Annotated in this window: 21 protein-coding genes, 1 tRNA gene, 1 pseudogene and 1 riboswitch; of the genes and pseudogenes, 6 read left to right on the top strand and 17 right to left on the bottom strand. The window is 69.0% G+C overall.

The features are described 5' to 3' along the window. The first annotated feature begins 48 nt into the window (after positions 1-48). On the top strand, positions 49-942 hold the full coding sequence (locus ACYVKR_RS06845; RefSeq protein WP_460480049.1) for a LysR family transcriptional regulator: 894 nt from the start codon (positions 49-51) through the stop codon (positions 940-942). 13 nt (positions 943-955) lie between these two features. Here ACYVKR_RS06845 and ACYVKR_RS06840 read toward each other — a convergent pair whose 3' ends face one another. The 12 genes from ACYVKR_RS06840 to ACYVKR_RS06785 form a co-directional block, all read right to left on the bottom strand. Then, positions 956-1,936 (bottom strand): Bug family tripartite tricarboxylate transporter substrate binding protein, encoded by a 981-nt coding sequence (locus ACYVKR_RS06840; protein ID WP_460480048.1) that lies wholly within the window; start codon positions 1,934-1,936, stop codon positions 956-958. Between the two features lie 301 nt (positions 1,937-2,237). Further along, positions 2,238-3,749 carry an AMP-binding protein gene (locus ACYVKR_RS06835; protein WP_460480047.1) on the bottom strand — a complete coding sequence of 504 codons (1,512 nt, stop codon included), beginning with the start codon at positions 3,747-3,749 and terminating at the stop codon, positions 2,238-2,240. Beyond that, positions 3,746-4,627, bottom strand: a complete 882-nt coding sequence (locus ACYVKR_RS06830) for a Rossmann-fold NAD(P)-binding domain-containing protein (RefSeq protein ID WP_460480046.1) — start codon at positions 4,625-4,627, stop codon at positions 3,746-3,748. Before ACYVKR_RS06830 ends, ACYVKR_RS06835 begins: the two co-directional genes overlap by 4 nt. Positions 4,628-4,716: 89 nt before the next feature. Further along, positions 4,717-5,310 carry a vWA domain-containing protein gene (locus ACYVKR_RS06825; protein WP_460480045.1) on the bottom strand — a complete coding sequence of 198 codons (594 nt, stop codon included), beginning with the start codon at positions 5,308-5,310 and terminating at the stop codon, positions 4,717-4,719. A gap of 80 nt (positions 5,311-5,390) precedes the next feature. Next, on the bottom strand, positions 5,391-6,521 hold the full coding sequence (locus tag ACYVKR_RS06820) for an ATP-binding protein (protein ID WP_460480044.1): 1,131 nt from the start codon (positions 6,519-6,521) through the stop codon (positions 5,391-5,393). Next, positions 6,518-10,321, bottom strand: coding sequence for a cobaltochelatase subunit CobN (cobN, locus tag ACYVKR_RS06815; protein WP_460480043.1), 3,804 nt, complete (start codon positions 10,319-10,321; stop codon positions 6,518-6,520). Before cobN ends, ACYVKR_RS06820 begins: the two co-directional genes overlap by 4 nt. A 58-nt stretch (positions 10,322-10,379) precedes the next feature. Beyond that, a complete protein-coding gene (gene cobW / locus ACYVKR_RS06810; RefSeq protein ID WP_460480042.1) occupies positions 10,380-11,435 on the bottom strand; it encodes a cobalamin biosynthesis protein CobW in 1,056 nt (351 codons plus the stop codon). A gap of 104 nt (positions 11,436-11,539) precedes the next feature. Next, on the bottom strand, positions 11,540-12,310 hold the full coding sequence (locus ACYVKR_RS06805) for a (2Fe-2S) ferredoxin domain-containing protein (protein WP_460480041.1): 771 nt from the start codon (positions 12,308-12,310) through the stop codon (positions 11,540-11,542). After that, positions 12,311-13,087, bottom strand: coding sequence for an ABC transporter ATP-binding protein (locus tag ACYVKR_RS06800; protein ID WP_460480040.1), 777 nt, complete (start codon positions 13,085-13,087; stop codon positions 12,311-12,313). It lies immediately after the preceding gene. Beyond that, entirely contained in the window at positions 13,084-14,178 is a 1,095-nt protein-coding gene (locus ACYVKR_RS06795; RefSeq protein WP_460480039.1) for a FecCD family ABC transporter permease, read from the bottom strand. The genes ACYVKR_RS06800 and ACYVKR_RS06795 overlap by 4 nt, the downstream gene beginning before the upstream one ends. Positions 14,179-14,188: 10 nt before the next feature. Further along, positions 14,189-15,220: an ABC transporter substrate-binding protein gene (locus ACYVKR_RS06790; RefSeq protein WP_460480038.1), complete on the bottom strand. Its 1,032-nt coding sequence runs from the start codon at positions 15,218-15,220 to the stop codon at positions 14,189-14,191. Between the two features lie 63 nt (positions 15,221-15,283). Beyond that, positions 15,284-17,413 carry a TonB-dependent receptor gene (locus ACYVKR_RS06785; RefSeq protein WP_460480037.1) on the bottom strand — a complete coding sequence of 710 codons (2,130 nt, stop codon included), beginning with the start codon at positions 17,411-17,413 and terminating at the stop codon, positions 15,284-15,286. Between the two features lie 133 nt (positions 17,414-17,546). Next, a riboswitch (cobalamin riboswitch) is annotated at positions 17,547-17,803 on the bottom strand. 148 nt (positions 17,804-17,951) lie between these two features. On the opposite strand from ACYVKR_RS06785, the gene ACYVKR_RS06780 reads away from it, so the two are divergent. The 5 genes from ACYVKR_RS06780 to ACYVKR_RS06760 all read left to right on the top strand — a co-directional run bounded on the left by ACYVKR_RS06780 (position 17,952) and on the right by ACYVKR_RS06760 (position 20,710). Further along, positions 17,952-18,039 (top strand) — tRNA-Ser (locus ACYVKR_RS06780). Positions 18,040-18,363: 324 nt separating this feature from the next. Next, entirely contained in the window at positions 18,364-19,227 is an 864-nt protein-coding gene (hchA, locus tag ACYVKR_RS06775; protein WP_460480036.1) for a protein deglycase HchA, read from the top strand. 16 nt (positions 19,228-19,243) lie between these two features. Further along, positions 19,244-19,936, top strand: a complete 693-nt coding sequence (locus ACYVKR_RS06770; RefSeq protein WP_460480035.1) for a PA1136 family autoinducer-binding transcriptional regulator — start codon at positions 19,244-19,246, stop codon at positions 19,934-19,936. 223 nt (positions 19,937-20,159) lie between these two features. Further along, positions 20,160-20,372 carry a hypothetical protein gene (locus ACYVKR_RS06765; RefSeq protein WP_460480034.1) on the top strand — a complete coding sequence of 71 codons (213 nt, stop codon included), beginning with the start codon at positions 20,160-20,162 and terminating at the stop codon, positions 20,370-20,372. 122 nt (positions 20,373-20,494) lie between these two features. Further along, positions 20,495-20,710 carry a hypothetical protein gene (locus tag ACYVKR_RS06760; protein WP_460480033.1) on the top strand — a complete coding sequence of 72 codons (216 nt, stop codon included), beginning with the start codon at positions 20,495-20,497 and terminating at the stop codon, positions 20,708-20,710. A gap of 236 nt (positions 20,711-20,946) precedes the next feature. Here the strand turns inward: ACYVKR_RS06760 and ACYVKR_RS06755 are convergent, their stop codons facing one another. The 5 genes and pseudogenes from ACYVKR_RS06755 to ACYVKR_RS06735 form a co-directional block, all read right to left on the bottom strand. Beyond that, positions 20,947-21,591 (bottom strand): glutathione S-transferase family protein, encoded by a 645-nt coding sequence (locus ACYVKR_RS06755; RefSeq protein ID WP_460480032.1) that lies wholly within the window; start codon positions 21,589-21,591, stop codon positions 20,947-20,949. Positions 21,592-21,655: 64 nt separating this feature from the next. Further along, positions 21,656-21,868: a hypothetical protein gene (locus tag ACYVKR_RS06750; protein WP_460480031.1), complete on the bottom strand. Its 213-nt coding sequence runs from the start codon at positions 21,866-21,868 to the stop codon at positions 21,656-21,658. A 46-nt stretch (positions 21,869-21,914) separates the two neighbouring features. Then, a pseudogene (locus ACYVKR_RS06745) lies at positions 21,915-22,256 on the bottom strand (RNA recognition motif domain-containing protein); the annotation flags it as partial. 70 nt (positions 22,257-22,326) lie between these two features. Next, a complete protein-coding gene (gene infA / locus ACYVKR_RS06740; protein ID WP_460480030.1) occupies positions 22,327-22,587 on the bottom strand; it encodes a translation initiation factor IF-1 in 261 nt (86 codons plus the stop codon). 18 nt (positions 22,588-22,605) lie between these two features. Then, positions 22,606-22,842 carry a hypothetical protein gene (locus tag ACYVKR_RS06735; protein WP_460480029.1) on the bottom strand — a complete coding sequence of 79 codons (237 nt, stop codon included), beginning with the start codon at positions 22,840-22,842 and terminating at the stop codon, positions 22,606-22,608. Positions 22,843-23,021 lie beyond the last annotated feature (179 nt).

Below are 23,021 nucleotides of genomic sequence, written 5' to 3'. Positions count from 1 at the left end.
GAATAGCGGCCTGTTCAGGCTCCAGGGTGCCGGCGCGGCCCGCAGTACATGGATATCAATCTCATCCGAAACTTTGTCGAGGTGGTGGACGCCCGCAGCCTCAGCGAGGCCGCGCGGCGCCGGGACGTCACCCGCTCCAAGGTCAGCAAGGAGCTGAAGGCGCTGGAGGCCTCGCTGGGCACCCGGCTGCTGCACCGCTCCACCCGGAGCATCTCGCTCACCGAGGCCGGGGAGGTGCTGTATGGGCGCGGCTGCAACATCATCGAGCAGGTCGAGGCCGCCCGGGGCTCCATCGACGCGCTGCAGCACGCGGTGACCGGCACGGTGCGGCTGAGCATCCCCACGGGCCTGGGCGAGCTGTACCTGGCCGAGATGCTGCTCGAGTTCCACAAGCACCATCCGCAGGTCCGCATCCGCGTGCTGTTCTCGAACCGGGTAAGCGACCTGATGGGCGCCGAGATCGACATCGCGGTGCGGGTGACGGGCGAGGTGCACGGCAGCCTGGTGGCCCGGGAACTGGGCACGGTCGAGACCGCGCTGTATGCCAGCCGGGACTTCGCGCGGACGCATGCGTTCCGCACCCCCGCCGACATTCCCCACGGCGTGCTGCTGACGCCGCCGGGCGACGGCAAGACCTACGCCATCACCGTCAGCAGCCCGCAGCAGACCCTGCACCTGCAATGCGAGCCCTATGTCACCAGCGAGCACTTCCCCTTCCTCAAGCAGTCGATGCTGATGGGCTGCGGCGTGGCCGCCCTGCCCCAGTACATGGTGATCGACGAGCTGCGCGCCGGCACCGTGCAGCGGGTGTGCCCGGACTGGCGCGTGTCCGGGCTGGGCGACCGGCTCTACGTCATCACGCTGGCCAATCGCCGCCCGCCGCATGCGGTCAAGGTCATGACGGAGTTCCTGCAGGCGCGGCTGCGCCGGTTCGTGGAGTGAGGCCCGTTCCGGCTCACTGCTCCAGCGCGATCCGGTTGTCGGCGATCACATTGCGCCACATGGCGCTGTCCTCTTTCAGGAAGGCTTCCAGCTCCGGCTGGGCCTGCGGCTTGCGGCCCGCCAGGTACTGGGTGTGGAGCGCCGAGGCGAACTCGGGCTTCTGCAGCACCGCGTCGACGGCCGCCTTGAGCTTGGCGCTGACGGAGGCCGGCGTGCCCGAAGGCAGGGCCACGCCGAACCAGGTGGCCGCCCTGAAGCCCGGGAATCCCGACTCGGCAATGGTCGGCGTATCGGGCAGGAAGCTGGAGCGCGCCAGGGCCGTCGTGGCGATGGGCACGAGCTTGCCCGCCTTGATCTGCGGCAGCGAGGTGCCCACCACATCAACCATGAGCTGGGTATCGTTGGACATCAGCGCCGTCAGCGCCGGCGCGCTGCCGTTGAAGGGGATGTGCGTGGCCTCCACGCCCAGGCGGCTCTTGATGAGCTCGGTGGTCAGTTGCAGCGGATTGCCCAGGCCGATGGAGCTGTAGTTCAGCCGGCCGGCGTGGGCCTGGGCATGGGCCTTCAGCTCGGCCACGTTTTTGATGCCGGTCTGGCTGTTGGTGACCAGCACCAGCGGCGCCTCGGCCAGGATATTGGTCAACGTCAGATCCTTGGCCGGCTCGTAGCTGAGCTTCTTGTAGAGCAGCGGGTTCAGCACCATGCTGGCGTTGCTGGCCAGCAGCAGCGTGTAGCCATCCGCAGGCGCGCGCGACACGGCCGTGGCCGCGATCATGGTGTTGGCGCCGGGCTTGTTCTCCACCACCACCGGCTGCTTGATCTGCTCGGACAGGTGGGTGGCCAGCGTGCGCGCCAGCAGGTCGGCCGAGCCGCCCGGCGCATACGGGGCCACGAGCTTCAGCGGCTTGCTGGGGTAATCAGCCTGGGCCAGGGCCGGGGTGCCTGCCAGCGATGCCATGCCGGCCAGGACCAGGCAGATCAGGTTCTTCTTCATGATGGTTTGTCTCCTTGGATGCTTGTATGAGTGGTTAGAGCGTGTTATGCACTTTGACGTGCCCGCGAAAGCCGGGGAGAGGCCCGGCAACGCGACGCAGGCCGCGGGGCGGTTCGCACACCGCTCGCGGACTGCAACAAAGTGGCCGGGCCTCTCCCCGGCTTTCCCGAAGGGTTGGGGCGGCAGGCCGGCGCTCGCTGTGTTGCAGCGCTTGCCAAGGCATGAGCCTTGGCTGCGCACTGCGCCTTGCGATCACAGGCCTGCCGCCCCAACGCGGGTACGTAAAAGTGCATAACACGCTCTAGACCTTGCGCTGCTGCGCGCCCCAGAACTGGTCGCGCAGCCGGCGCTTGGCGATCTTGCCGTTGTCGTCGCGGGGCAGCGTACGGAACTCCATGCTTCTGGGCACCTTGTAGGCGGCGAGCCGCTGCCTGAGCCAGGCCTGGAGTTCATCGGCCAGGGCCGGGCCGGCAGCGGGCGATTCGATCAGCGCGTGCAGGCTTTCGCCGTACTCCGCATCGGGAATGCCCAGCACCGCGCAGTCCGAGACCGAGGGGTGCCTGAGCAGCTCGTTCTCGATCTCGGCCGGGTAGATGTTGACCCCGCCCGAGATGACCAGGTCGGAGTCCCGGTCGCAGACATAGAGAAAGCCCTCGTCGTCGAGGTAGCCCATGTCGCCCAGCGTCACCAGGCCGTCCCGGTCTATCTTGCGCCGCGCCTCGTCGTTGCCTTGGTAGCTGAAGTCGGCATAGGCCGGCTGGCGCACATAGATCAGTCCCACCTCGCCGGCCGGCAGCTGCGCACCCGCCTTGTCGAGGATGCGCACCTGGGCATCGAGCAGCGGCCGGCCCGCGCTGCCGGGATGCGCCAAGGCCTGCTGCGAGTCGATGAAGGTGACCAGGCCGGCTTCGCTGGACGCATAGGTCTCGTTGATCACGGGGCCCAGCCACTCGATCATGGCCTTCTTGATGTCGGGCGCGCAGGGCGAGCCGGTGGACGCGATGAAGCGCAGCGACGACAGGTCGTACTGCTCGCGCACCTCGCGGGGCAGGCGCAGCAGGCGCACGTACATGATGGGCACCATGTAGGCCGTGTCTATGCGGTGCTCCTGCACCAGCCGCAGGAACCCCTCGGGGTCGAAGCGCTGCTCCAGCACCACCAGTTCCGACAGCATGAGTGCGTTCTGGAAATACAGGCTGGGAGCGCTGTGGTAGATGGGCGCGGCCAGCAGCGTGCGCGCGCCTGCGCGCAGGCCGTAGGCGGTCTCTACCAGCCGGCGGCTCATGGCCTGGCGCGCGGGCAGTTCCTCGACCGGCACCGCCTGCCGCACCACCCCCTTGGGCCGTCCCGTGGTACCCGAGGTGTAGGCCATGTGCCCGCGCGGCGACACGAACGGGCCATCGTAGGGCTGCTGCCCTGCCAGCCAGCGCTCGTAGTCCAGCGCCCCGGTATCGGTATGGGCGCCCACGACCAGGCGGGGGATGGTGTCGTCGAGCGGCTGCTGCAGGCCGTCCAGCAGCGACTGGCTGGTGACCAGCGCCTTGGCGCCACTGTCGCCCAGGATGAAATTGATCTCCGGCGCGGTGAAGTGCCAGCTCAAGGGGCAGTAGCTCATGCCGCCTATGCGGCAGGCATGCACCACGTCGGCGTACTCGAGGCCATTGCGCAGGTGCACGGCCACCACATCACCGGCCTGCAGGCCCAGGGACCGCAGGCCCTGGGCCAGGCGGCTGCCGCGGCTGTGCTGCTGCTGCGCATCGGTCTCGGTGCCCTGGAACACCAGGGTGGACAGGGGTTGCGGCGCCTGCATCATGCGGCCCTCGCGGTCTGGTTGGCGCTGATGGCCCGCTGCCTGGCCTGGGCCCAGTCCTCGTCGCCCCAGTGCTGGTACTCGGTGAAATAGGCGCCATTGGCCAGCGCATCGCCGCCATCGAGCGTGATGGTCTGGCCGTTCAGCCAGGTGTTGCCCGGCGCCAGCATGTAGGCGGCCAGGTTGCCCAGGTCCTCGCCCGTGCCCAGGCGGCGCATGGGGTTGTCGGCCTGGCGCCGCGCGGCCGAATCCTCGTTGCCCTTGATGCCGGGCCGCAGCCGGCTGCTCGCGCCCTGGGTGGGGATCACGCCCGGCGCAATCGCATTGCAGCGTATGCCCTTGGGGCCCCATTCCACGGCCAGGGACTTGGTCATCGCATCCAGCCCGGCCTTGGACATGGCCGAGGGCACGACGAACGGCGCCCCCGTGTCCACCCAAGTCACCACAATGGACAGCACCGCGCCCGGCAACTGCCGGGCGATCCATTGGCGGCCCACGGCCTGCGTCACATAGAACGTGCCGCGGAACACGATATCGGAGATCGCATGGAAGCCGTTGACGCTGAGGTCTTCGGTACGGCTGACGAAATTGCCCGCGGCATTGTTGACCAGGGCCGTCAGCGGGCCGTGGCGCTGCCAGAGATCGTCAATGGTCTGCTGGACGGCCTCGGGCGAGCGGATGTCCAGCGCATGCGCGAAGGCGGCCGCGCCGAAATCCGCCTGCAACTGTGCCGCGGCGGCTTCGACCACATCGAGCCTGCGGCCGCACAGGTGGATTTCCGCGCCCAGCGAGGCCAGCTTGCGGGCCATGGCCAGCCCCAGGCCGGTGCCGCCACCGGTGATGAGAATGCGCTGCCCTGCGAACAGATGGGGTTCGAACATGCCTGTCTCCTTGGAAGTACAGGCCCACTGTAATGAACGCGCTGTTTCTCATAAAGGAGCAAACCGGACGCAGTTTGTTTCCACCATGGCTACAAAGCCAGCCGCACCGTTCCCGGCCAGGCCTGCGCCAGGCGCCCGGCACCGCCAAAGGCCGGCCGGCCGGCGCGCGCCGGGGCTTCGCAATCGACCAGCACCTGGGCCAGCCCGGGCGGCGCTGGCTCGTGCTGCAATGCCAGCACCTCGGGGCTGCGGAAGTCGCTGAGCACCCACAGGCAGGCGTCGGGCTCGGGCCGCTGCGCCAGCAGGGCCCAGGCCGTGTGCAGCGCCTGCGCCAGCGGCGTGCCACCGCCGCCGCGCAAGGGCTCGACCAGCGCCGCATTGCACTGCGGCGCACGGCGCGGCGACAGACGCCACTGCACCTGGCCGGCGCCAAAGCACAGCAGCGCCACCGGCATGCGCTGCAGGTAGGCCCAGCGCATCCACTGCAGCAGCAGGCCCTTGGCCCGGGCGAAGGCGCCGCTCTCCAGCATCGAGGCCGAGCAGTCGAGCGCGAACACCTGCAGGGGCCGGGGCCGGCCCTGCGGCTGGCGCCAGCGCAGGTGCGCGGCCGCGAGCGGCTGGCCGTGGCGCGCGCGCAGCGTCGCCGGCCAGTCGAGCGCAGCGCCCGGCTGGCGCCGCGCCACAGGCTGCGCGTGGCTGGCGAGCGCGGCCGCAGCCGCAGCCGCCGATGCCTGCCCCCGGCCGGGGCGGTATACCGAGGGCTTCAGCGCGGCAGGCCGGGGGCGCGGGCTTTTTTTGCGGCCAGGGCCTCCATCGCGGCCTGCGCCAAGGCATCGGCCTCGTGCGCGGCAAAGGGCGTGCTGGCCAGGGGCTGGGGCTCGCCCCAGCCGGCGGGTGGCTGCTGCAGGCCCGAGCTTGAAGGACTGGCCGGACGGGCATCAGCCGTGCGATCCGTGGGCGATGGCGCCGAGGATGGTGATGGCGGCGGCGCGGAGGCCGGCGATGGCGCCGAAGCCGGGCGCGGCGTGGCCTCGGCGGGTGCCTCGGCCGCGCGGTGCAGCAGCACCAGCGGCGCGACCTCGGCCACATGGCGGGCTTCGATCGCCTCGCTGCCCTCCCAGGCGGCCAGCGCGCGCGCCGCGCGCAGCATCACCAGGTCGGCGCGCAGACCGTCCACCCGGGCCGCGATGCACTGGCGCGCCACTTCGTCGTGCACAGAATCGCTCCAGGGCAGTTGACCGCCATCGGCGCAGCGCGCAAGCGCCTGCTGCAGGCGCGCTGCGATGCGGGCCTGCTCAGCCGCGTGGGCCTGCACAAAGCCGGCGGGGTCGAGGTCGAAGCGCAGCCGCGCCTTGACGATGGCGCTGCGCAGCTGCGGCTCCTGCGCGTTGGCGAGTTGCACGCACAGGCCCAGCCGGTCCAGCAGCTGCGGGCGCAGCATGCCCTCCTCGGGGTTCATGGTGCCGATCAGCACGAAGCGCGCCGCGTGGCCGTGCGAGATGCCGTCGCGCTCGACACGGTTCACGCCCGAGGCGGCCACGTCCAGCAGCACATCGACGATGGCGTCGGGCAGCAGGTTGATCTCGTCGACGTAGAGCACGCCGCCATGCGCCCTGGCCAGCAGACCGGGCGCGAAGGCCACCTCGTGGCCCGCCAGCGCCTTGGCCAGGTCGAAGCTGCCCACCACATGCTCGATGGACGCGCCCAGCGGCAGCGTGACGAAGGGCGCGGGCGCCAGCACGTCGGCCAGCGCACGCGCCGCCGTGGACTTGGCCGTGCCGCGCGGGCCCTGGACCAGCACGCCGCCCAGCGCCGGCTCGATGGCGGCCAGCAGCAGGGCCTGCACCAGCTGCGGCTGGCCCTGGATGGCCGATAGGGGAAATGTCGGTGTCATTGCGGTGCTCGTCCTTCCATGCATTCCTCATGCTCCAGCAGGCGCGCCAGCAGCGCTTCGTGCAGCGCGCCGGGCTGCTCCCACATGCCGCGGTCGATGGCTTCGAGCAGCCGGCCCACGATGTCGCCCAGGGCGCGCGGGTTGTGCTCGCGCAGGAACTGCCGCACGGCATCGTCCTGCACATAGGCCTCGGTGACCAGCGCGTAGTGTGCATCGGACACCAGCTGCGTGGTGGCGTCGAAGCCGAACAGGTAGTCCACCGTGGCCGCCATCTCGAACGCGCCCTTGTAGCCGTGGCGCATGGCGCCCGCGATCCACTTGGGGTTGGTGACGCGGGCGCGCACCACGCGGCCGATCTCCTCGGCCAGCGAGCGGACCCTGGCCGACTGCGGGTTGCCGTGGTCGCCATGGTAGACGGCCGGCTCGCCGCCGCCGAGGTGGCGCACGGCGGCCACCATGCCGCCCTGGTGCTGGTAGTACTCGCTGGAGTCGAGCAGGTCGTGCTCGCGGCTGTCCTGGTTCTGCAGCACCACGTCCAGCGCCTGCAGGCGCCGCTCCAGCGCCTGGCGCGCGGGCACGCCGTCGGCCTGCCGGCCGTAGGCGAAAGCACCCCAGTGCAGGTAGTGGCGCGCGAAGTCGCCGGCGTCGCTCCACTGGCCCGAGCGCAGCAGCTCGTGCATGCTGGCGCCGTAGCTGCCCGCGGGCGCGCCGAACACACGCCACAGCGCCTGTTCGCGGGCCTCGGCCAGGCCCACACCCTGCTCCACCCACGCGGCGGCATCGCGCAGCACGCGGGCGCGGATCGGGTTGTCCTCGGCGTCCTCGTCCTGCTCGGCCACGGCGCGCACGGCGGCGTCGAACATCTGCACCACGCCCGGAAACGCATCGCGGAAGAAGCCGCTGATGCGCAGCGTCACGTCCACGCGCGGGCGGCGCAGGCCCACGCTGGGGATCACCTCGAAGTCCACCACGCGCTGGCTGCCCGGCGCCCACTTCGGGCGCACGCCGATCAGCGCGAAGGCCTGGGCGATGTCGTCGCCACCGGTGCGCATGGTGGCCGTGCCCCAGACCGAGATGCCGATGGCCGCCGGGTACTCGCCATGCTCCTGCAGGTAGCGCGCGATCAGCCGCTCGCTGGCCTGCTGGCCCAGCGCCCAGGCGGTCTGCGTGGGGATGGCGCGCGTGTCCACGGTGTAGAAATTGCGCCCGGTGGGCAAGGTGTCGCAGCGCCCGCGCGACGGCGAGCCGCTGGGGCCCGGCGGCACGAAGCGGCCCTGCAGCGCGCGCGAGAACTGGCGCAGCTCCTCGCCGCCGCAGGCGTCGAGCGCCGGCGCGATCTGCGCGTGGATGCGCGCCAGCACCTGCAGGGTCTGCGGCCAGCCTTGGGCGATCTCGGGCTGCTGCAGCACGCGCAGCGCCAGCAGCTCCAGGCGCTCGCGCGTGTCGCCGCCATGGCGCCAGGGGCTGGCGTCGAGCTCGGCCAGCACCGGCGGGCGCGGGCCCGTCCAGGCGGCGGCCGCATCCATGTCCAGCGGGTTCCAATCATGGCCCGGCAGCAGGTCGGCGGCCAGCGCGTTCAACAGGCCCTGCTCGCCCGCCGCGGGGTAGCGCGCCAGGGCCAGCAGGGTGCTGTCGCGCAGGCCACCCCGGGGCGAGCTGCCGAAGATGTGCAGGCCGTCGCGGATCTGGGTTTCCTTCAGTTCGCACAGGTAGGCGTCGATGCGCTCCAGGATTTGCTCGTCCTGCTCGGCACCCACACCGAGCTCGCGCAGCAGGTCCTGGCCGCGAGCAGCGTCGAGGATCTGGCGGCGCAGCAGGCCGGCGCGGCGCTGGTCCACCAGCAGCGCGTCGTAGTACTCGTCCACCAGCCGCTCCAGCTCCTGCATCGGGCCGTGGTTCTCGGCGCGGGCCAGCGGCGGCATCAGGTGGTCGATGATGACGGCCTGGCTGCGGCGCTTGGCCTGCGCGCCCTCGCCGGGGTCGTTGACGATGAAGGGGTAGACATGGGGCAGGGGCCCCAGGATGGCATCGGGCCAGCACTGCTGCGACAGCGCCAGGCTCTTGCCCGGCAGCCACTCGAGGTTGCCATGCTTGCCCACGTGCACCATGGCATCGACGCCGAAGGCATCGCGCAGCCAGAAATAGAAGGCCAGGTAGTGGTGCGGCGGCACCAGCTCGGCGTCGTGGTACTGGGCGTAGTCGTTGCGGCCATCAAGTGAACGCGCCGGCTGGATGCCGACGAAGACATTGCCCAGCTGCAGCCCGGCCACCATGAACCAGCCCTCGCGCAGCATCGGGTCCTGCTCGGGCGCGCCCCAGCGGGCGGCGATGGCCTCGGCCATGCCCGCGGGCAGCTGCGCCAGCCGCTGGCGGTAGGCCTGCAGCGCATAGCCCTGGCGGGCCGCGCGCAGCGGCCACTGCCTGGGGTCGTTGGCAATGCCTTGCTGCAGGCGCTCCATCAGCGCCTGGCCATCGGCGGGGCGCTCGCCCGCATCGCCCAGGTTCCAGCCGTCGCGCTCGAGCTGCGCCAGCAGCGCGAGCACCGAGGCCGGCGTGTCCAGCCCCACGCCGCTGCCCAGGCGGGCCTCGCTGCCGGGGTAGTTGGCCAGCACCAGCGCGGCGCGCTTGTCGGCCGCCGGCTTGCTGCGCAGCACGCACCAGCGCCGGGCCAGCTCGGCGATCCACTGCACGCGGTCGGGCTCGGCCTGGTAGGCGACCACGTCGGTCTGCGTCAGCTCGCAGCGGTGGGCCAGGCCCTTGAAGCTCATGGCCCGCGTCATGATGCGGCCGTCCATCTCGGGCAGCACCACCTGCATGGCGATGTCGCGCGGGCGCAGGCCCTGCGGGTCGGCCAGCCAGTCGTCGCGGTTGGCGCCGCTGGCGATCACCTGCAGCACCGGGATGTCGCCGGCCAGCGCATCGGCAACCTCGCCCGCGCGCGCATGCTCGCCCAGCGCCGCGAAGGCCGTGGTGTTGAGGATGAGCTGCACGCCATGCGCCGCGCACAGCGCGCGCAGCGTCTGCAGGCACAGCGCGTCCTTCAGCGACTCCAGCGCCAGCGGCAGCGGGTTCAGGCCCTGCGCCAGCAGCGCCTCGGCCATGGCATCGAAGGCATCGGTATTGGCCGCCAGCAGGTGCGAGCGGTAGAACACCAGCATGACCACCGGCGCGCCCGGCTGCCAGCGCGCCTGCAGGTCATCGAGGCCGGGGATGCGGCCCGGCGTATCGTCCGCCCAGGCCAGCGGCACATGCACGGCCACCGGCGGCAGCACGCGCACCGGCGCGCCCTCCACGGCCCGGCCCAGGCCCCAGGCCGCGCCCATGCGCAGGAACTCGCGCGCATTGGCCAGGCCGCCGGCGCGCAGGTACTGCCACAGCGCGCGGCTGTGCTCTGGAGCCAGCGTGCCCTTGGCCAGCAGCTCGGCATCCTCCTGGCTGTCGCCCGAGAACATGGCGAGCTTTTGCCCCTGGCGCTGCGCGAGCCTGCGCAGCTGCTCGATGCCGTAGGGCCAGGCCGACTCGGCGCCGAGGTGGTCGACGATGACCAGCCGGGCGTGCTGCAGCACCTCGTCGATGTACAGGTCGAGCGATGCGCTCTGGCGCAGGTGCAGCAGGTTCACGAGCCGCAGCGTGGGAGCATCCGGCTCGGCCTGCCGCCACAGCCGGTAGGCATCGGCCAGCAGCGACAGTGTGGTGTCGGCCGAGCTGAGCACCACCATCTCGGCGGGCGTCTGGTCGAGGCGGGTGATGATGCTGTCGTCTTCGACAAAGCCGCCGGGGCGGGTGCTGAGCAGGTGCATGGTTCAAAAAATAGAGCTGCTTGCGCTTGATGGATAAGGGCTGGAGGCTGATTTCACTTCAAACTTCTGCAGCCGCCAGCGCCGTGCGCAGCACCGCCGCGTCCAGCCCCTTGCCGATGAAGACCAGGCGCGTGGCGGGCGCCTCGCCCTCGTTCCAGGCGCGGTCGAAGTAGGCGTCGAAGCGCCGCCCCACGCCCTGCACCAGCAGCCGCATCTTCTTGCCCGGCAGCGCGGCAAAGCCCTTGACGCGCAGCACCGCGTGCTGCTGCACGATGGCCTGCAGCGCCTGCAGCAGGCGCTCGCGGTCCACCGCGCCCAGGTCGATGAACAGCGAGTCGAAGGCGTCGTGGTCATGGTCTTCGTCGTGGTCATGGTTGGAGTGGCGCTCGTCGATATGGGCCTCGGCCGCGCGCTGCTGGCCCAGCAGCACGGACAGCGGCACGCGGCCTTGCTCGGCCTCGACCATCTTGACCTCGGCCGGCACCTCGCCCGCGACCAGCGCGCGCACCTGGGCCAGCTCGGCGGGCGAAACCAGATCGACCTTGGACAGCACGACCAGGTCGGCGGCCGAGAGCTGGTCCTCGAACAGCTCGTGCAGGCTGGCCTCGTGGTCGAGGTTGGGATCGGCCTGGCGCTGCTCGTCGACGGCATGCGGATCGTGGGCGAACTGGCCGGCGGCGGCGGCGGGCGTGTCGACCACGGTGACCACCGAGTCCACGGTGAAGGCGCTGGCGATCTCGGGCCACTGGAAGGCCTGCACCAGCGGCTTGGGCAGGGCCAGGCCGCTGGTCTCGATCAGCAGCACGTCGATGTCGGCGCGGCGCTCGGCCAGCGCCCGCATCACCGGAAAGAACTCCTCCTGCACCGTGCAGCACATGCAGCCGTTGGCCAGCTCGTAGATCTGGCCCGCCTGCGTGTCGGCGCCGCCCTCTTCCTGGCAGCCGATGGCGCAGGTGCGCAGGATCTCGCCGTCGATGCCCAGCTCGCCGAACTCGTTGACGATGACGGCCACGCGCAGGCCCTGGGCCTGCTGGAGGATGTGGCGCATCAACGTGGTCTTGCCGCTGCCGAGAAAGCCGGTGACGATGGTGGCGGGGATCTTGGTGGTCTGCATGGAGTGGTCTCTGGTTGAATTGAAAAAGATAGCTGCTTGCGCTTTATTCGCAAGCAATCTGGATCGTTATGTATTTGAAATCATTGAATACCAAGCGCTAAAAGCTATTGTTTTTGAAGTACCTGCCGCGGCCCGTGCACATGCAGCGCCGCATCCACCTCGCCGTGCAGCACATGCTGCACGAGCACGCGCCCGAGGTCGGCCTCAGCGAGCGGCCCGTACCACACGCTGTCGGGGTAGACGATCATCAGCGGCCCGTGGTTGCAGGGGTACTGGCAACCGGTCTGCAGCAGCATCACGCGCTTCCTGAGGCCGGGCGTTTCGCGCACCGTCCGGGCCAGCCCGGGCCACAGCTGCACCGAGCCCTTGGCCGCGCAGCGCGGCCCCACGCACCACAGCACATGGTGCTGGTGCTCGGGCACGCTGGACCAGCCGGCGGGGTCGCGCTCCCAGGTGTCGTCGCCAACCAAGGCGGGCACGTCGGGCGCCGCCAGCGACTGCCGCACCGTGTGGACCAGCGTGTCGGCCAGCCGCGGCGCCTGCAGCAGCGGCTCGGCAAAGACCAGGCGCGGACAGTTGGTGCGGCCCGCCCGCCAGCGCATGACCAGCTTGTGCAGCCAGCGGCGCAAAGAGGGCTCGTCGGGCACCATCATGGGCACGATGACCACGGCCTGCGCGGCGGCGCAGGCATCGAGCGCCTCGGGCAGGGCCGGCTGGCAGCGGTCCACGAAGGCGGGCTGCACGCGCAGCGGCGCCATGCCCTGGGCGGCCATCGCGGCCTGCACGCGCTCTGCCAGCTGCGCCAGTTCGGTTTCACCGGCCGCATAGGCGGCGCCACGGCTCAGCAGGATGACGGCCAGGGATGTGTCGTGCATTCAGGGTGCCTCGTCCGGCAGGTATTCGATCAGCGGCTTGCCGGTGCGCGGACTGGGGCGCACCAGGGCGCGCACGCCATAGACCGCGGCGATGGTTTCGGGCGTCAGCACCTGGGCCGGCGTGCCTTCGGCCACCAGCGCGCCATGGTGCAGCAGGTAGAGCCGGTCGCAGTAGTGCGCGGCCAGCGGCAGCTCGTGCAGCGCGGCCAGCGTGGTCAGGCCCAGGCGGCGGATCAGGTTCATCAGCTCGAACTGGTGGCGGATGTCCAGGTGGTTCGTGGGCTCGTCCAGCACCAGCAGCGGCGCCTGCTGGGCCAGCGCCCGGGCCATGAGCACGCGCTGCTTTTCGCCGCCGGACAGCGTGGAGAACATGCGCTCGGCCAGGGCCTCGGCATCGGTGCGCCGCAGCGCCTGGGCCACGATGCGGAAGTCCTCCTCGCTGTCGCGCGCGAAGGGCGGCTGGTGCGGCGTGCGGCCCATCAGCACCACGTCGCGCACGCGCAGGTCGAACTCGCCGGCGTTCTCCTGCGCCAGGACCGCCATGCGGCGGGCGTTGTCGCGCGCGCTGCCCAGCCACACGTCGCGGCCGTCGACGGCCACCTGGCCGCCAGCCGGCCTGAGGATGCGGTAGACCATGCGCAGCAGCGTGGATTTGCCGCTGCCGTTGGGGCCGAGCAGGCCCACGAACTCGCCCCGCGCCGCGTGCAGGCTGACATCGCGCACGATGTGCGCGGCTGCCGCCTGCCAGTGCAGGTGCCGGGCCTCCAGGTGGTTCATGCCGCCAGCCTCCGCGCCGCGTGGTGGCGGTACAGCATCCAGACGAAGAACGGCCCGCCCACCAGCGAGGTGATGACGCCCAGCGGCAGCTCCGCCGGCGCGAACGCGGTGCGCGAGAGCACGTCCACCCAGACCAGGAAGATCGCCCCCACCAGGGCCGACACCGGCAGCACGCGCCGGTGCTCGGCACCGACCAGCATGCGCGTGATGTGCGGCACCATCAGGCCGACGAAGCCTATCGGCCCGGCCAGCGCCACCAGCGTGCCGGTGACCAGCGACACCAGCACGAACAGCCAGCGGCGCGTGCGCGTGGTGTCCACGCCCAGCGTCGCGGCGCTGTCTTCGCCGCTGAGCAGCGCATTGAGCGCGCGCGCCTGCGCCAGCAGCAGCGCCATGCCGGCCAGCAGCAGCAGGCTGGGCAGGCCCAGCTCGTCCCAGCGCGTGCCCGCCAGGCTGCCCATGGTCCAGGTGAGCACCGCGTTCGCCAGCTCGCGCTGGTCGGCGGTGAGCACGATGAGGCTGGTGATGCCGCCCAGGCAGTAGGCGATGGCGACGCCGCCCAGGATGAGGCGCGAGGCCTGCAGCCGCCCGTCCGAATGCGCCAGCGCATACACCAGCACGCAGGCCGCCAGTGCGCCGCCGAAGGCGCCCAGCGGCAGCGCCCAGCTGCCGGCGAAGGCCAGCACGCCATAGGCCAGCACCGCCACCGCGCCCACCGAAGCACCCGAGGACACGCCGAGCAGGTACGGGTCGGCCAGCGGGTTGCGCACCATGGCCTGCATGGCCACGCCCACCAGCGCCAGCCCGGCGCCGGCCAGCGCGGCCAGCAGCACGCGCGGCAGGCGCACGCGCCAGACGATCTGCGCCTGCGGCAGGCTCCAGTCGCCCGCCGCCAGGTCCAGCCCCAGGCGCTGGCCGATCTCGAACCCGGCGATGTGCCAGACCTGGCCAGCCGCCAGCCGCACCGGCCCGAGCGTGACCGCCAGCGTGAGCGACAGCGCCAGCAAGGCCAGCAGGCCGGCCAGCCACCAGGCCAGGTGGCGCCGCTGCAGCGCGAAGGCAGAGCGCACGGGGGTCGGCACGGGATTCATGGCGTGGGACTCATGGCGTGGGCAGGCGGTCCGGATGCAGCGCCCGCGCGATGCGCTGCACGCCGGCCAGGTTGCGCGGGCCGGGCGTGGCCTCGGCAAAGTCCAGCAGCACGAAGCGGCGCTCGCGGATCGCCCTGACCTGGGCCAGCTCGGGCTTGCCGAGCAGGAAGGCCTGCTTGCCGCCGGGCGCGGGCCGGTCGTTGTCGACGATGACGACCCAGTCCGGGTCGCGGGCGATCACGTCTTCCCAGTTGCCGCGCATCCAGCTGCTGTCCAGGTCGGCGAAGATGTTGCTGCCGCCCGCGGCCTCGATCATGGCCTGGGGCATGGCGTAGCGGCCGGTGGTGACCGGGATGTCGGTGCCGCTGTCGTAGACGAAGACCCTGGGGCGTGCCACGCCCTGCAGCGCCTCGCCGATGCGCCGCAGCTCGGCGCGCTGGCCATCGACCAGCGCCTGAGCACGGGCCTCGATGCCGAAAATGCGGCCCAGCGCCAGCAGGTCGGCAAAGGTGTCTTCGAGCGCCACGCGCTGGCGCGCCACCTTGCGGATGCACGACTCGGTCAGCACATAGCTGGCGATGCCCAGCTCGCCCAGGCCCTGCGGCGTGACCTGCCCGTCGCGGAAGCCATAGCTCCAGCCGCTGAAGACGAAATCGGCCTGCGCGCCCAGGATGGTTTCCAGGTTCATGCCGGTGCTGGACAGGTCGGGCACCCCGGCCAGCTGCGCCCGCATGGCCGGCGGCAGGCGCTGCAGGTCGCGCAGGCCGCCGTAGCCCGCGAGGCGGTCCTCCAGCCCCAGCGCCAGCATCATCTCGACGATGTTGATGCCATGCGCCACCGCGCGCCGCGGCACCGCGGTGTAGCTGGCCGGCTGGCCGCAGACCGACAGGGTGACGGGCGCGCGCGCCTGCGCGGGCGCAGCGGCAGGCCCGGCCAGGGGCGGGGCCTCGCGGCGCTCGGAGCAGCCGGCCAGCAGCACGCAGGCCACGGCAGCGCACTGTAAAAACAGGAGCGCCTGGCGCTTGCCATTTCTAGAGTTCAAATATGTTTTCCGCTGATTCATAGAGCAGTCAATCGCGAGCCGCTATGGTTTTTGCTGCAGTCATCAGAATGCAAACTGCGCCGTCAGGTCGACGCGGCGCCCATCGCCCAGGTAGGCCTGGCTGCCGGAGATGGCCGAATAGCTGTAGAGCTTGTTCGTGAGGTTGCGCACCGTCAGGCGGTAGGTAGCGCGTGGCTGGGGGCGCCAGCTCAGGGCGGCATCCCAGACGGTGAAGCCGCCGGTGCTGGCCGTGTTGGCATTGTCGGCGTAGCGCTGCCCCACCGCGCGCGCGCCCAGCGAAGCCTGCCAGCGGCCCAGGCCGCTGTCGGCGCTGTAATGCGCCCACAGGTTGGCCATCTGGCGCGGCACGTTGGCCGGGCGGTTGCCCTGGCGGTCGGCGCCGCCGGCCTCGACCAGCTCGTCGAACTTCGCATCGACCAGCGCGTAGTTGCCCTCCAGGCGCCAGTTCGGCGACAGGCGCAGCGCAGCGCTCAGCTCCAGGCCCTGGGAGCGCTGCCGCCCCCCTTGCACCGACAGCGATGGCGTGACCGGATCGCGCGTGACGATGTCGCGCTTGTCGATGCGGTAGGCCGCCGCCGTCCACTCGCCCAGGCCCTGGCCGAACTGCTGTTTCAGCCCCACTTCGACCTGGCGTGCCGTGGTGAGCCTGAAGTCGCGGTTGGCGAGGTTCAGCGTCAGGATGTTGGTCACCGGATCGTGTCCCTGCGAGACCTGGCCGTAGAGGTTGGTCTGCGCATCGAGCCGGTACGTCAGGCCCAGGCGCCACGCCGTGCCGCCCAGGGTCTTGTCGAAGGGCTTGCCGCCGGTGAATTCGTGGCGCGACATGTCGGTGATGTCGCGGCGCAGGCCGGCCAGCAGCAGCCAGCGCTCACCCAGCGTCCAGGCATCCTCGGCATAGAAGTCGTGCGTGGTGGCCTCGGTCTGGAAGACGTTCAGCGTAGGGTCGAGGCTGGCCCAGAGGCCGCGGTCCGGATCGCTGGCAGACACCGTGGGCGCCGAGCGGGAGGGATCGCCCCGGTAGGGGGAATTGCCCGCGTAGCGGAACCGGGCCTTGGAAGCCTCCCAGCCCACAACCAGTTGGTGCGCGCCCGCCTGGATCGCGGCTTCCAGCCGGTTGCCGGTCTGCTCCAGGTCATGCCCGATCTCCAGGTAGTCGAAGCGGGAAACGGTGTCGCTGGCCGGGTTGTAGCGGTAGCCCTCGATGTTCCTCCAGTGCCGGTCGGCCTGGAAGTGGTAGAGCTCGTCGCGCACGGTCAGCACCTCGTTGACCTGCCATTGCATGCGGCCGCGCACCCGGTTGTCCTTGATGCGGATAGTGGCGTCCTCGGCGTTGTAGTTGCTGCGCCGCAGGCTGCTCACGATCTGGCCGCCGACCGCCGGGGTGCCGAAGTAGCGCTCGGGCTTCTGGTCGCTCACGTCGGCCAGCAGCTCGAAGCGCAGCGCACCGCTAGGCTGCCAGCGCAGGGTGCTCATCAGCTTGCCGCCGCTGGCGCGGCCGAAGTCGCGCTCGCCGTTGGTGTAGTGGCCGTAGGCGTCCAGGCGGTAGCTCAGCGCCTCGCCCAACGGGCCGGCCAGGCCCACGCCCAGCTTCGCCGTGCCGTGCGAACCTGCGCCCACCAGCACCTCGCGCACCGGTTCGCGGCTGGGCTGCTTGCGCACGATGTTGGCCGTTGCGCCCACCGTGCCCGTGCCGTACAGGATCGAGGCCGGGCCCCGCAGCACCTCCACGCGCTCGTAGCCCCAGCCGTCGCCGGGGTACGGGGTGGTGCTCGAAGCCACGCTCAGCCGCGCGCCGTCTTCGGCAATGCCCACCGAGTTGGTGCCGGTGAAGCCGCGCGTGCTGAACGACAGGCTGTTGTAGCCCGAGGCGCTCATCGGCATCATGCCCACCGTGCGGCCGATGATGTCGGCCATGCGGGTATCGCCACGCTCCTGCCAGGTCTCGCTGTCCACCGGGTCCAGGCTTGCGGGCAGGTCGCGCGTGGCGATGCCGGTGCGGCTGCCCGAGGTCGAAGGCAGGGACAGGCCCAGGCCGCCCTCGGGCCGGGCCGTCACCTGCATTTCGGGCAGCGTCTGCTGCGCCAGCACGGCGGCCGGGCACAGCAACAGGTTCAACGCCGCGCAGCGCGCGGCAACGGGAAAGAAGGAAGCAGGCTCACGAACGCAGCGCATATCCAGACCAGATGCAACTGCCTGAAGCGATGGCTGCGACGCGGGCCGGGCCATGAACGCCGAGCCACCTCCGCCGAGATCGCCATCTACACCCCGCAGACAGTTGAAGGCGAGCGCCCCCAAGGCAGGAGCGCTCCGAGATCATCGGCGGGCCGGTCTCCGGGCTCGCAGGCGGCTCGTTGAACGAGCCCGCACCCCACCTTCCCGGGCGGCGCATGGTGTGCGATCGAGGATCGACATGCGCCTGCCCAGTGGCCGCAAGCGCGCATGGCGCCTGCCTGGGGTGTTTTCCTGCATACCGTTGCGGGGGCAGCCAAGGCTTGAACCTTGTTCCCGTTTCACCCGCCCGAAATCCAATCCGTGGCGAGCACCTTCCGATACGAAACACGCCCCGCCAATCGATTGGCAGGGCATGCGCGGCGGATTTTACCAGCCGCCCCTATGGCCCAACCTGCAGGAACCAGCGAGCCCACCGGCGCGCCAGGCCCTGCCCGCCTGCGAAACGCCTAGGCAAATCCGCATACAATGGCCGGCTCCAGGAAGCGTGGCAGAGTGGTCGATTGCACCGGTCTTGAAAACCGGCAACGGGCAACCGTTCGTGAGTTCGAATCTCACCGCTTCCGCCAAGACATTATGAAAATCAATGACTTATCGACAAGTCTGATTTTTACACCCAACCCACAAAAGACCCAAAAAACAAAGGCTGCAGGCTCCGGTTTGCGGCCTTTTCTGCTTTGTCGCCAACCGCTCCCTCAAGCTTCTGCCGCCAATATTGGCAAGCCGACGACAGCCGGTATGGCAATGCCGGACATGCACCGGGCATCGGGTCCCGCAAGCGTCCTGCTCGCGCGATATCGCCTCTCACCGATTGAGGGATTTCCCCTCAATGGCAAACAGGGCCGTGGCATCACCATAGACATCAGTCTCATCCAACCCGAGGAGTACACAGCATGTCAGACGGCGACCGCAGCAAACAACCCAGCCCCGATCCGGCGGAGTTCAATGCCTATTTCCCCTCCCCCTATTCGCTGGGCGAGTTCACCAGCCCCACGACGCCTATAGATGGCGATGCGTACCCGGATGCCTACCAGGGCAGCCGGAAGGTGCTCATGATCGCGGCGGACGAGCGTTACCTGCCCACCGATACCGGCAAACTGTTCTCCACGGGCAACCATCCCGTCGAGACACTGGTGCCCATGTACCACCTGCACCAGGCCGGCTTCGGCATCGACGTGGCCACGCTGTCCGGCAATCCGGTCAAGTTCGAGATGTGGGCCATGCCGACGGCACAGCCGGAGATCACGGACTTGCACCAAAGCTATCTGCCCCAGTTCCTGAAGCCCCGCAAGCTCTCCGACATCGCCGAAACCTTGGACCGTAATTCGGAATACCTGGCCGTGTTCATCCCGGGCGGGCACGGCGCCCTGATCGGACTGCCGCAAAGCGAGGCTGTCTCCCAGGTGCTGCGCTGGGCCATGGACAACGACCGGCATGTCATCTCCCTATGCCATGGGCCGGCTGCGCTGGCCGCTGCCGGAGCCTTCGGCCAGGCATCGCCCTTCAGCGGATATTCCATCTGCGCCTTCCCTGACGGAGTGGATCGCCAGACACCGGCGATCGGCTACATGCCGGGCGGCCTCACCTGGTTCTTTGGCGAGCAGCTGCGCGCACAAGGCGTCACGATCCTCAACAGCGATGTGACGGGAGCGACGCACCAGGACCGCAAGCTGATCACGGGCGACAGCCCCTTTGCCTCCAACGCCCTGGGCAAGCTCGCCGCGCGGGCACTGCTGGACGAAGTGGCCAAGGGTTGATCCGATGGAGGATGTGGTGCGCACCATCGCCGCCATCGAGCGCAGCGAAACCCTGTCTGCCCTGGCCAGGGCGGTGCGCGCCTTCGCCTGCCCGCGGGGATTCGATCGCTTTGTCCTGTATTCGTCCATGCCATCCAGGAAGGAAGTGGTCGAGCATGTGCACTGGGCCGAAGGTGACTGGTTTGGCGACGGTGCGCCAGTGGATGCCAAGGCCTACCTGAAATCGTGCCCGGTCAACCACCACATCCTGGAGACCGACCGCCCCTTCTTCTGGACGAAGCGCGGCGAACCTGGCTCGGAAACCTACCGTGTCGTGCACAGCCCCCGCGGGCTCGGCATCCATGGCTGGCAGGTGCCGGTCTTCGGCCCTCACGGACTGGTGGGGGCCATGAGCTTTGGCGGCAGCCGTATCGACGATTCCCTGGCCACCCGGCTGGCCCTGACCTTGATCGGCCAGGCGGCGCTCAGAAGGGTGATGTCGTTTTCATCGACGGCCGAAGCAAAAGGACCATCGCGGCTGACCCCGCGCGAACAAACGGTCATGCGCTGGATGGCCGCGGGCAAGCGGCAGGCCGAAACCGCGGCCATCATGGGCCTCTCCGAGCGCACCATCGAAAACCACCTTCGGCGCATCCGCCAGCGATTGGGCGCGAAGACCACCGCGGAAGCGGTCCGCATGGCCATCAGGTCCGGAGAAATTACGTCATGAAGGCGGCTGCCAAGTTCTCTTCTCGCCTCTAATGGCTCGCGCGACGGGGCTTGAGCGTGGTTTCGCTGTGAGGAGACCTGCAAGCCGGATAGTGGAATCGGCAGTAAGTCCCTGCACAGCCCAGGGCAGGCCGTAGCCCAACGCCATGGCCTGCCGGAGGCTTCCCAAGGGATTGCATTGCCGCCAGCCAATCGGGCGCACAATCATCCTCAAGGAGGTGATGATGAAATTCAACACCGGCGACAAAGTGATGCTTACCCGCACTGACGAGATGTCCGTCATGCTGGCCATCGGCTCTGTGCGAACGCTCGCGCAAGCGTATGAAGGACCACATGGTTGGTGGGCACTCAATCCCCCGGTCCTCAACGAATATGGCGAAGAGGCTTTTTGGCGCGAGGACGGGATGGTGCTGGTGCAAAGCGCAAGGAGACGGTGATTGGCGCGACTATCGCGGGACTTCCACGTAAGAGTTGTTACGCAAACGGTTCCACCTCCTGAATGAGAGTACCGTGGGTCCGGGTGCTCCATCCCGACCACCTGACGAGACCGGAGGTCTGCATGTCTGAATTCAAGTCACTCATCCACCGCGTGAGGGATGCCAAGGCGCCAAGTCCGTCGTCTCGCATGAAAAAACCAGCCGTCCCGATCCATGACGAAGATCAAGCGGATGGAGGCTTGTCCGAAAAGGAAAAAAGGCAAACTCAGCAAGAGGGAAACGAGGAGCCGCAGCAACTCGACCAAGCGAAGGCCACGCGCCTGCAGCAGCAAACCTGAAGGCCGCCAGACCCAAACAATGCGAGGCTGGTTGCCGACCTGGGCGCATGGAGGGGAGCAGGACAAATCTTTTTCAGGCATCGGGTCCTGCCTCGGGGCTTCTTGGTATTGAACCAAGGCTTTTCAGACCGATGCCGGAAGTGGGCCGGCTTCGCTCGTGCAAATGGATCAATCTGCATCGGTCACACCCACCGCAGCCTGTCTCTCACACTAGCGCTCAAGAGACCCAACAGGGATCAAGGCTTGCCGGTGAAAACCGCCAACTGGGCAGCGAAGGCACGCACATAGGCCGGACGCGATTCGCCACGGGCGACGTAGGCAGCAAGCCCCGGGTATGCGTCCAGCATGCCGGATGGCTTCAGCCGCAGCAGCGCATGCACCATCAGGAGGTCGCCCGCACTGAATGCGCCATCGAGCCATTCGGAATCGCCGAGGCGAACGGCAAGCTCGCTCAGCCGGTGGTGGATGCGGTCCTGAACCAGCGGCAGGCGTGCTGCGGACCAGGGTTGGTCGCCTTCCAGAAATTTGGCAGTTTGCAGGTCAAGAATGGGCGGCTCCACCGTGTTCAGCGCGGCGAACATCCAGGAAATCGCCCGCGCCCGTGCGTTCTCGTCGTCCGGCAGCAGCCCTGCGTGGCGCTGCGCGATGTGGAGCACGATGGCGCCCGACTCGAACAGGACGAGATCGCCTTCTTCATAGGTGGGAATCTGCCCGAAGGGATGCAGCGCCAGGTGCGCGGGCTCCTTCATCGCCTTGAACGAAATCAGCCGAACCTCGTACGGCTGGCCCACTTCTTCCAGGGCCCAGCGGATGCGCATGTCGCGCGCCAGCCCCTTGCCACGATCAGGCGATTGCTCAAAAGCGGTAATGGTGGGAATCATGGCATGCCCCCAGGTGGTTGCATGACGCCACTGAGCACCAGACGCACGCCCGGTGCCAGGGCGATTACTCCATCTGCCGTCGGCGGCAGATATTGGTGCCGGTGGTCGTCAACTGCAGGCTGCCGCCGACCCACTCCAGCCACGCCAGCGATACCAGATCGTCGATGACGGTTTCATCGATTTCACTGGCCCGGCGCTGCTGCAGCAGATCGGCAACCTGGGGCAGTTGGGCACGAAGTGCGTCCTGCCTGGGCTGAGGAAGGGGCGCTTGGTTCATACAGACCTTTCGTGCCAGGATACCGGCTCAGGTAGCCAGGGTATCAGTAACCGCGACGGTCACCACCGCCGAAGCCACGGCCACCGCCGCCATAGCCGCCGCCACCGCCAAAGCCGCCACCGCTGCGGGGGGGACGCGGCTCCATCGGGCGGGCTTCGTTGACCACCAGGTTGCGGCCGCCCATGGGCTGGCCATTCATGCCGTTGATTGCGGCTTGGGCTTCGTCTGCGCTGCCCATTTCCACAAAGCCGAAGCCCTTGGAACGGCCGGTGTCACGCTCCATCATCACCTTGGCGGATTGGACGGTGCCAAAGGCCGAGAATTGTTGTTCCAGGTCAGCATCGCGCACCGAGTAAGACAGGTTGCCGACGTACAGTTTGTTGCTCATAGTGAGCCTTTCATGAAAAGCGCCACGGTACATGACGCAGGGGAAACAGCGGCGCTACGCGCCGCGGAAATTATCGGGTATGGTGCCGCGGGGGCTGGCCAGACGAGCGGTTCTCCAGGTGGCGGAAGGTGATGCGCCCCTTGGTCAGATCATAAGGCGACATCTCCAGCGACACCCGGTCGCCCGACAGGATGCGGATGCGGAACTTGCGCATCTTGCCACCGGTATAGGCGATCAGGCTATGGCCATTGTCCAACGTCACCCGAAAACGGGAGTCCGGCAGCACTTCGTCCACCTTGCCTTGCATTTCAATCAGTTCTTCTTTGGCCATGGCCTCTCCTCAGTCAGATCAGGCAAAGGCCTGGGGGTAGTGTATCCAGCGGCGCCCTTGCGTTACCGCGTGCAGCAGGGCGCTCTCGCGGGTGATGAATTCGGGCTTGAAGGTGTAGATACGGTCGTTGGTGCCGCAACCCTGACCGCGCCGGATGGACACCGATGCGGTGTAGCGGCCACTCCTCGCGATACGCGACAAGGGAGTGATCAGGTATTTGCCAGCCATGAAAGGCTGGGCAGGGGGTAAGGTCATAAGGACAATAGTGCAGCCGGAGGCTGGCAGGAAAACAAGACATGCAGCGTGCGAATGCACAGTGCTGCATGGGCAGTCAGGGTGCGGTGCGGAGACCGACCGGTGTAGGGCTTGCCGTAGGGAGAAAGTTGACCACCAAAGCGGCCTCTGCGGGGCGCGGTGGTTTCAGGAGTGCGGTG

The sequence above is a fragment of the Comamonas humi genome (assembly GCF_054782535.1).
Note: the sequence above shows the minus strand (reverse complement) of the source record. Positions and strands in the feature narration are given on the sequence as shown.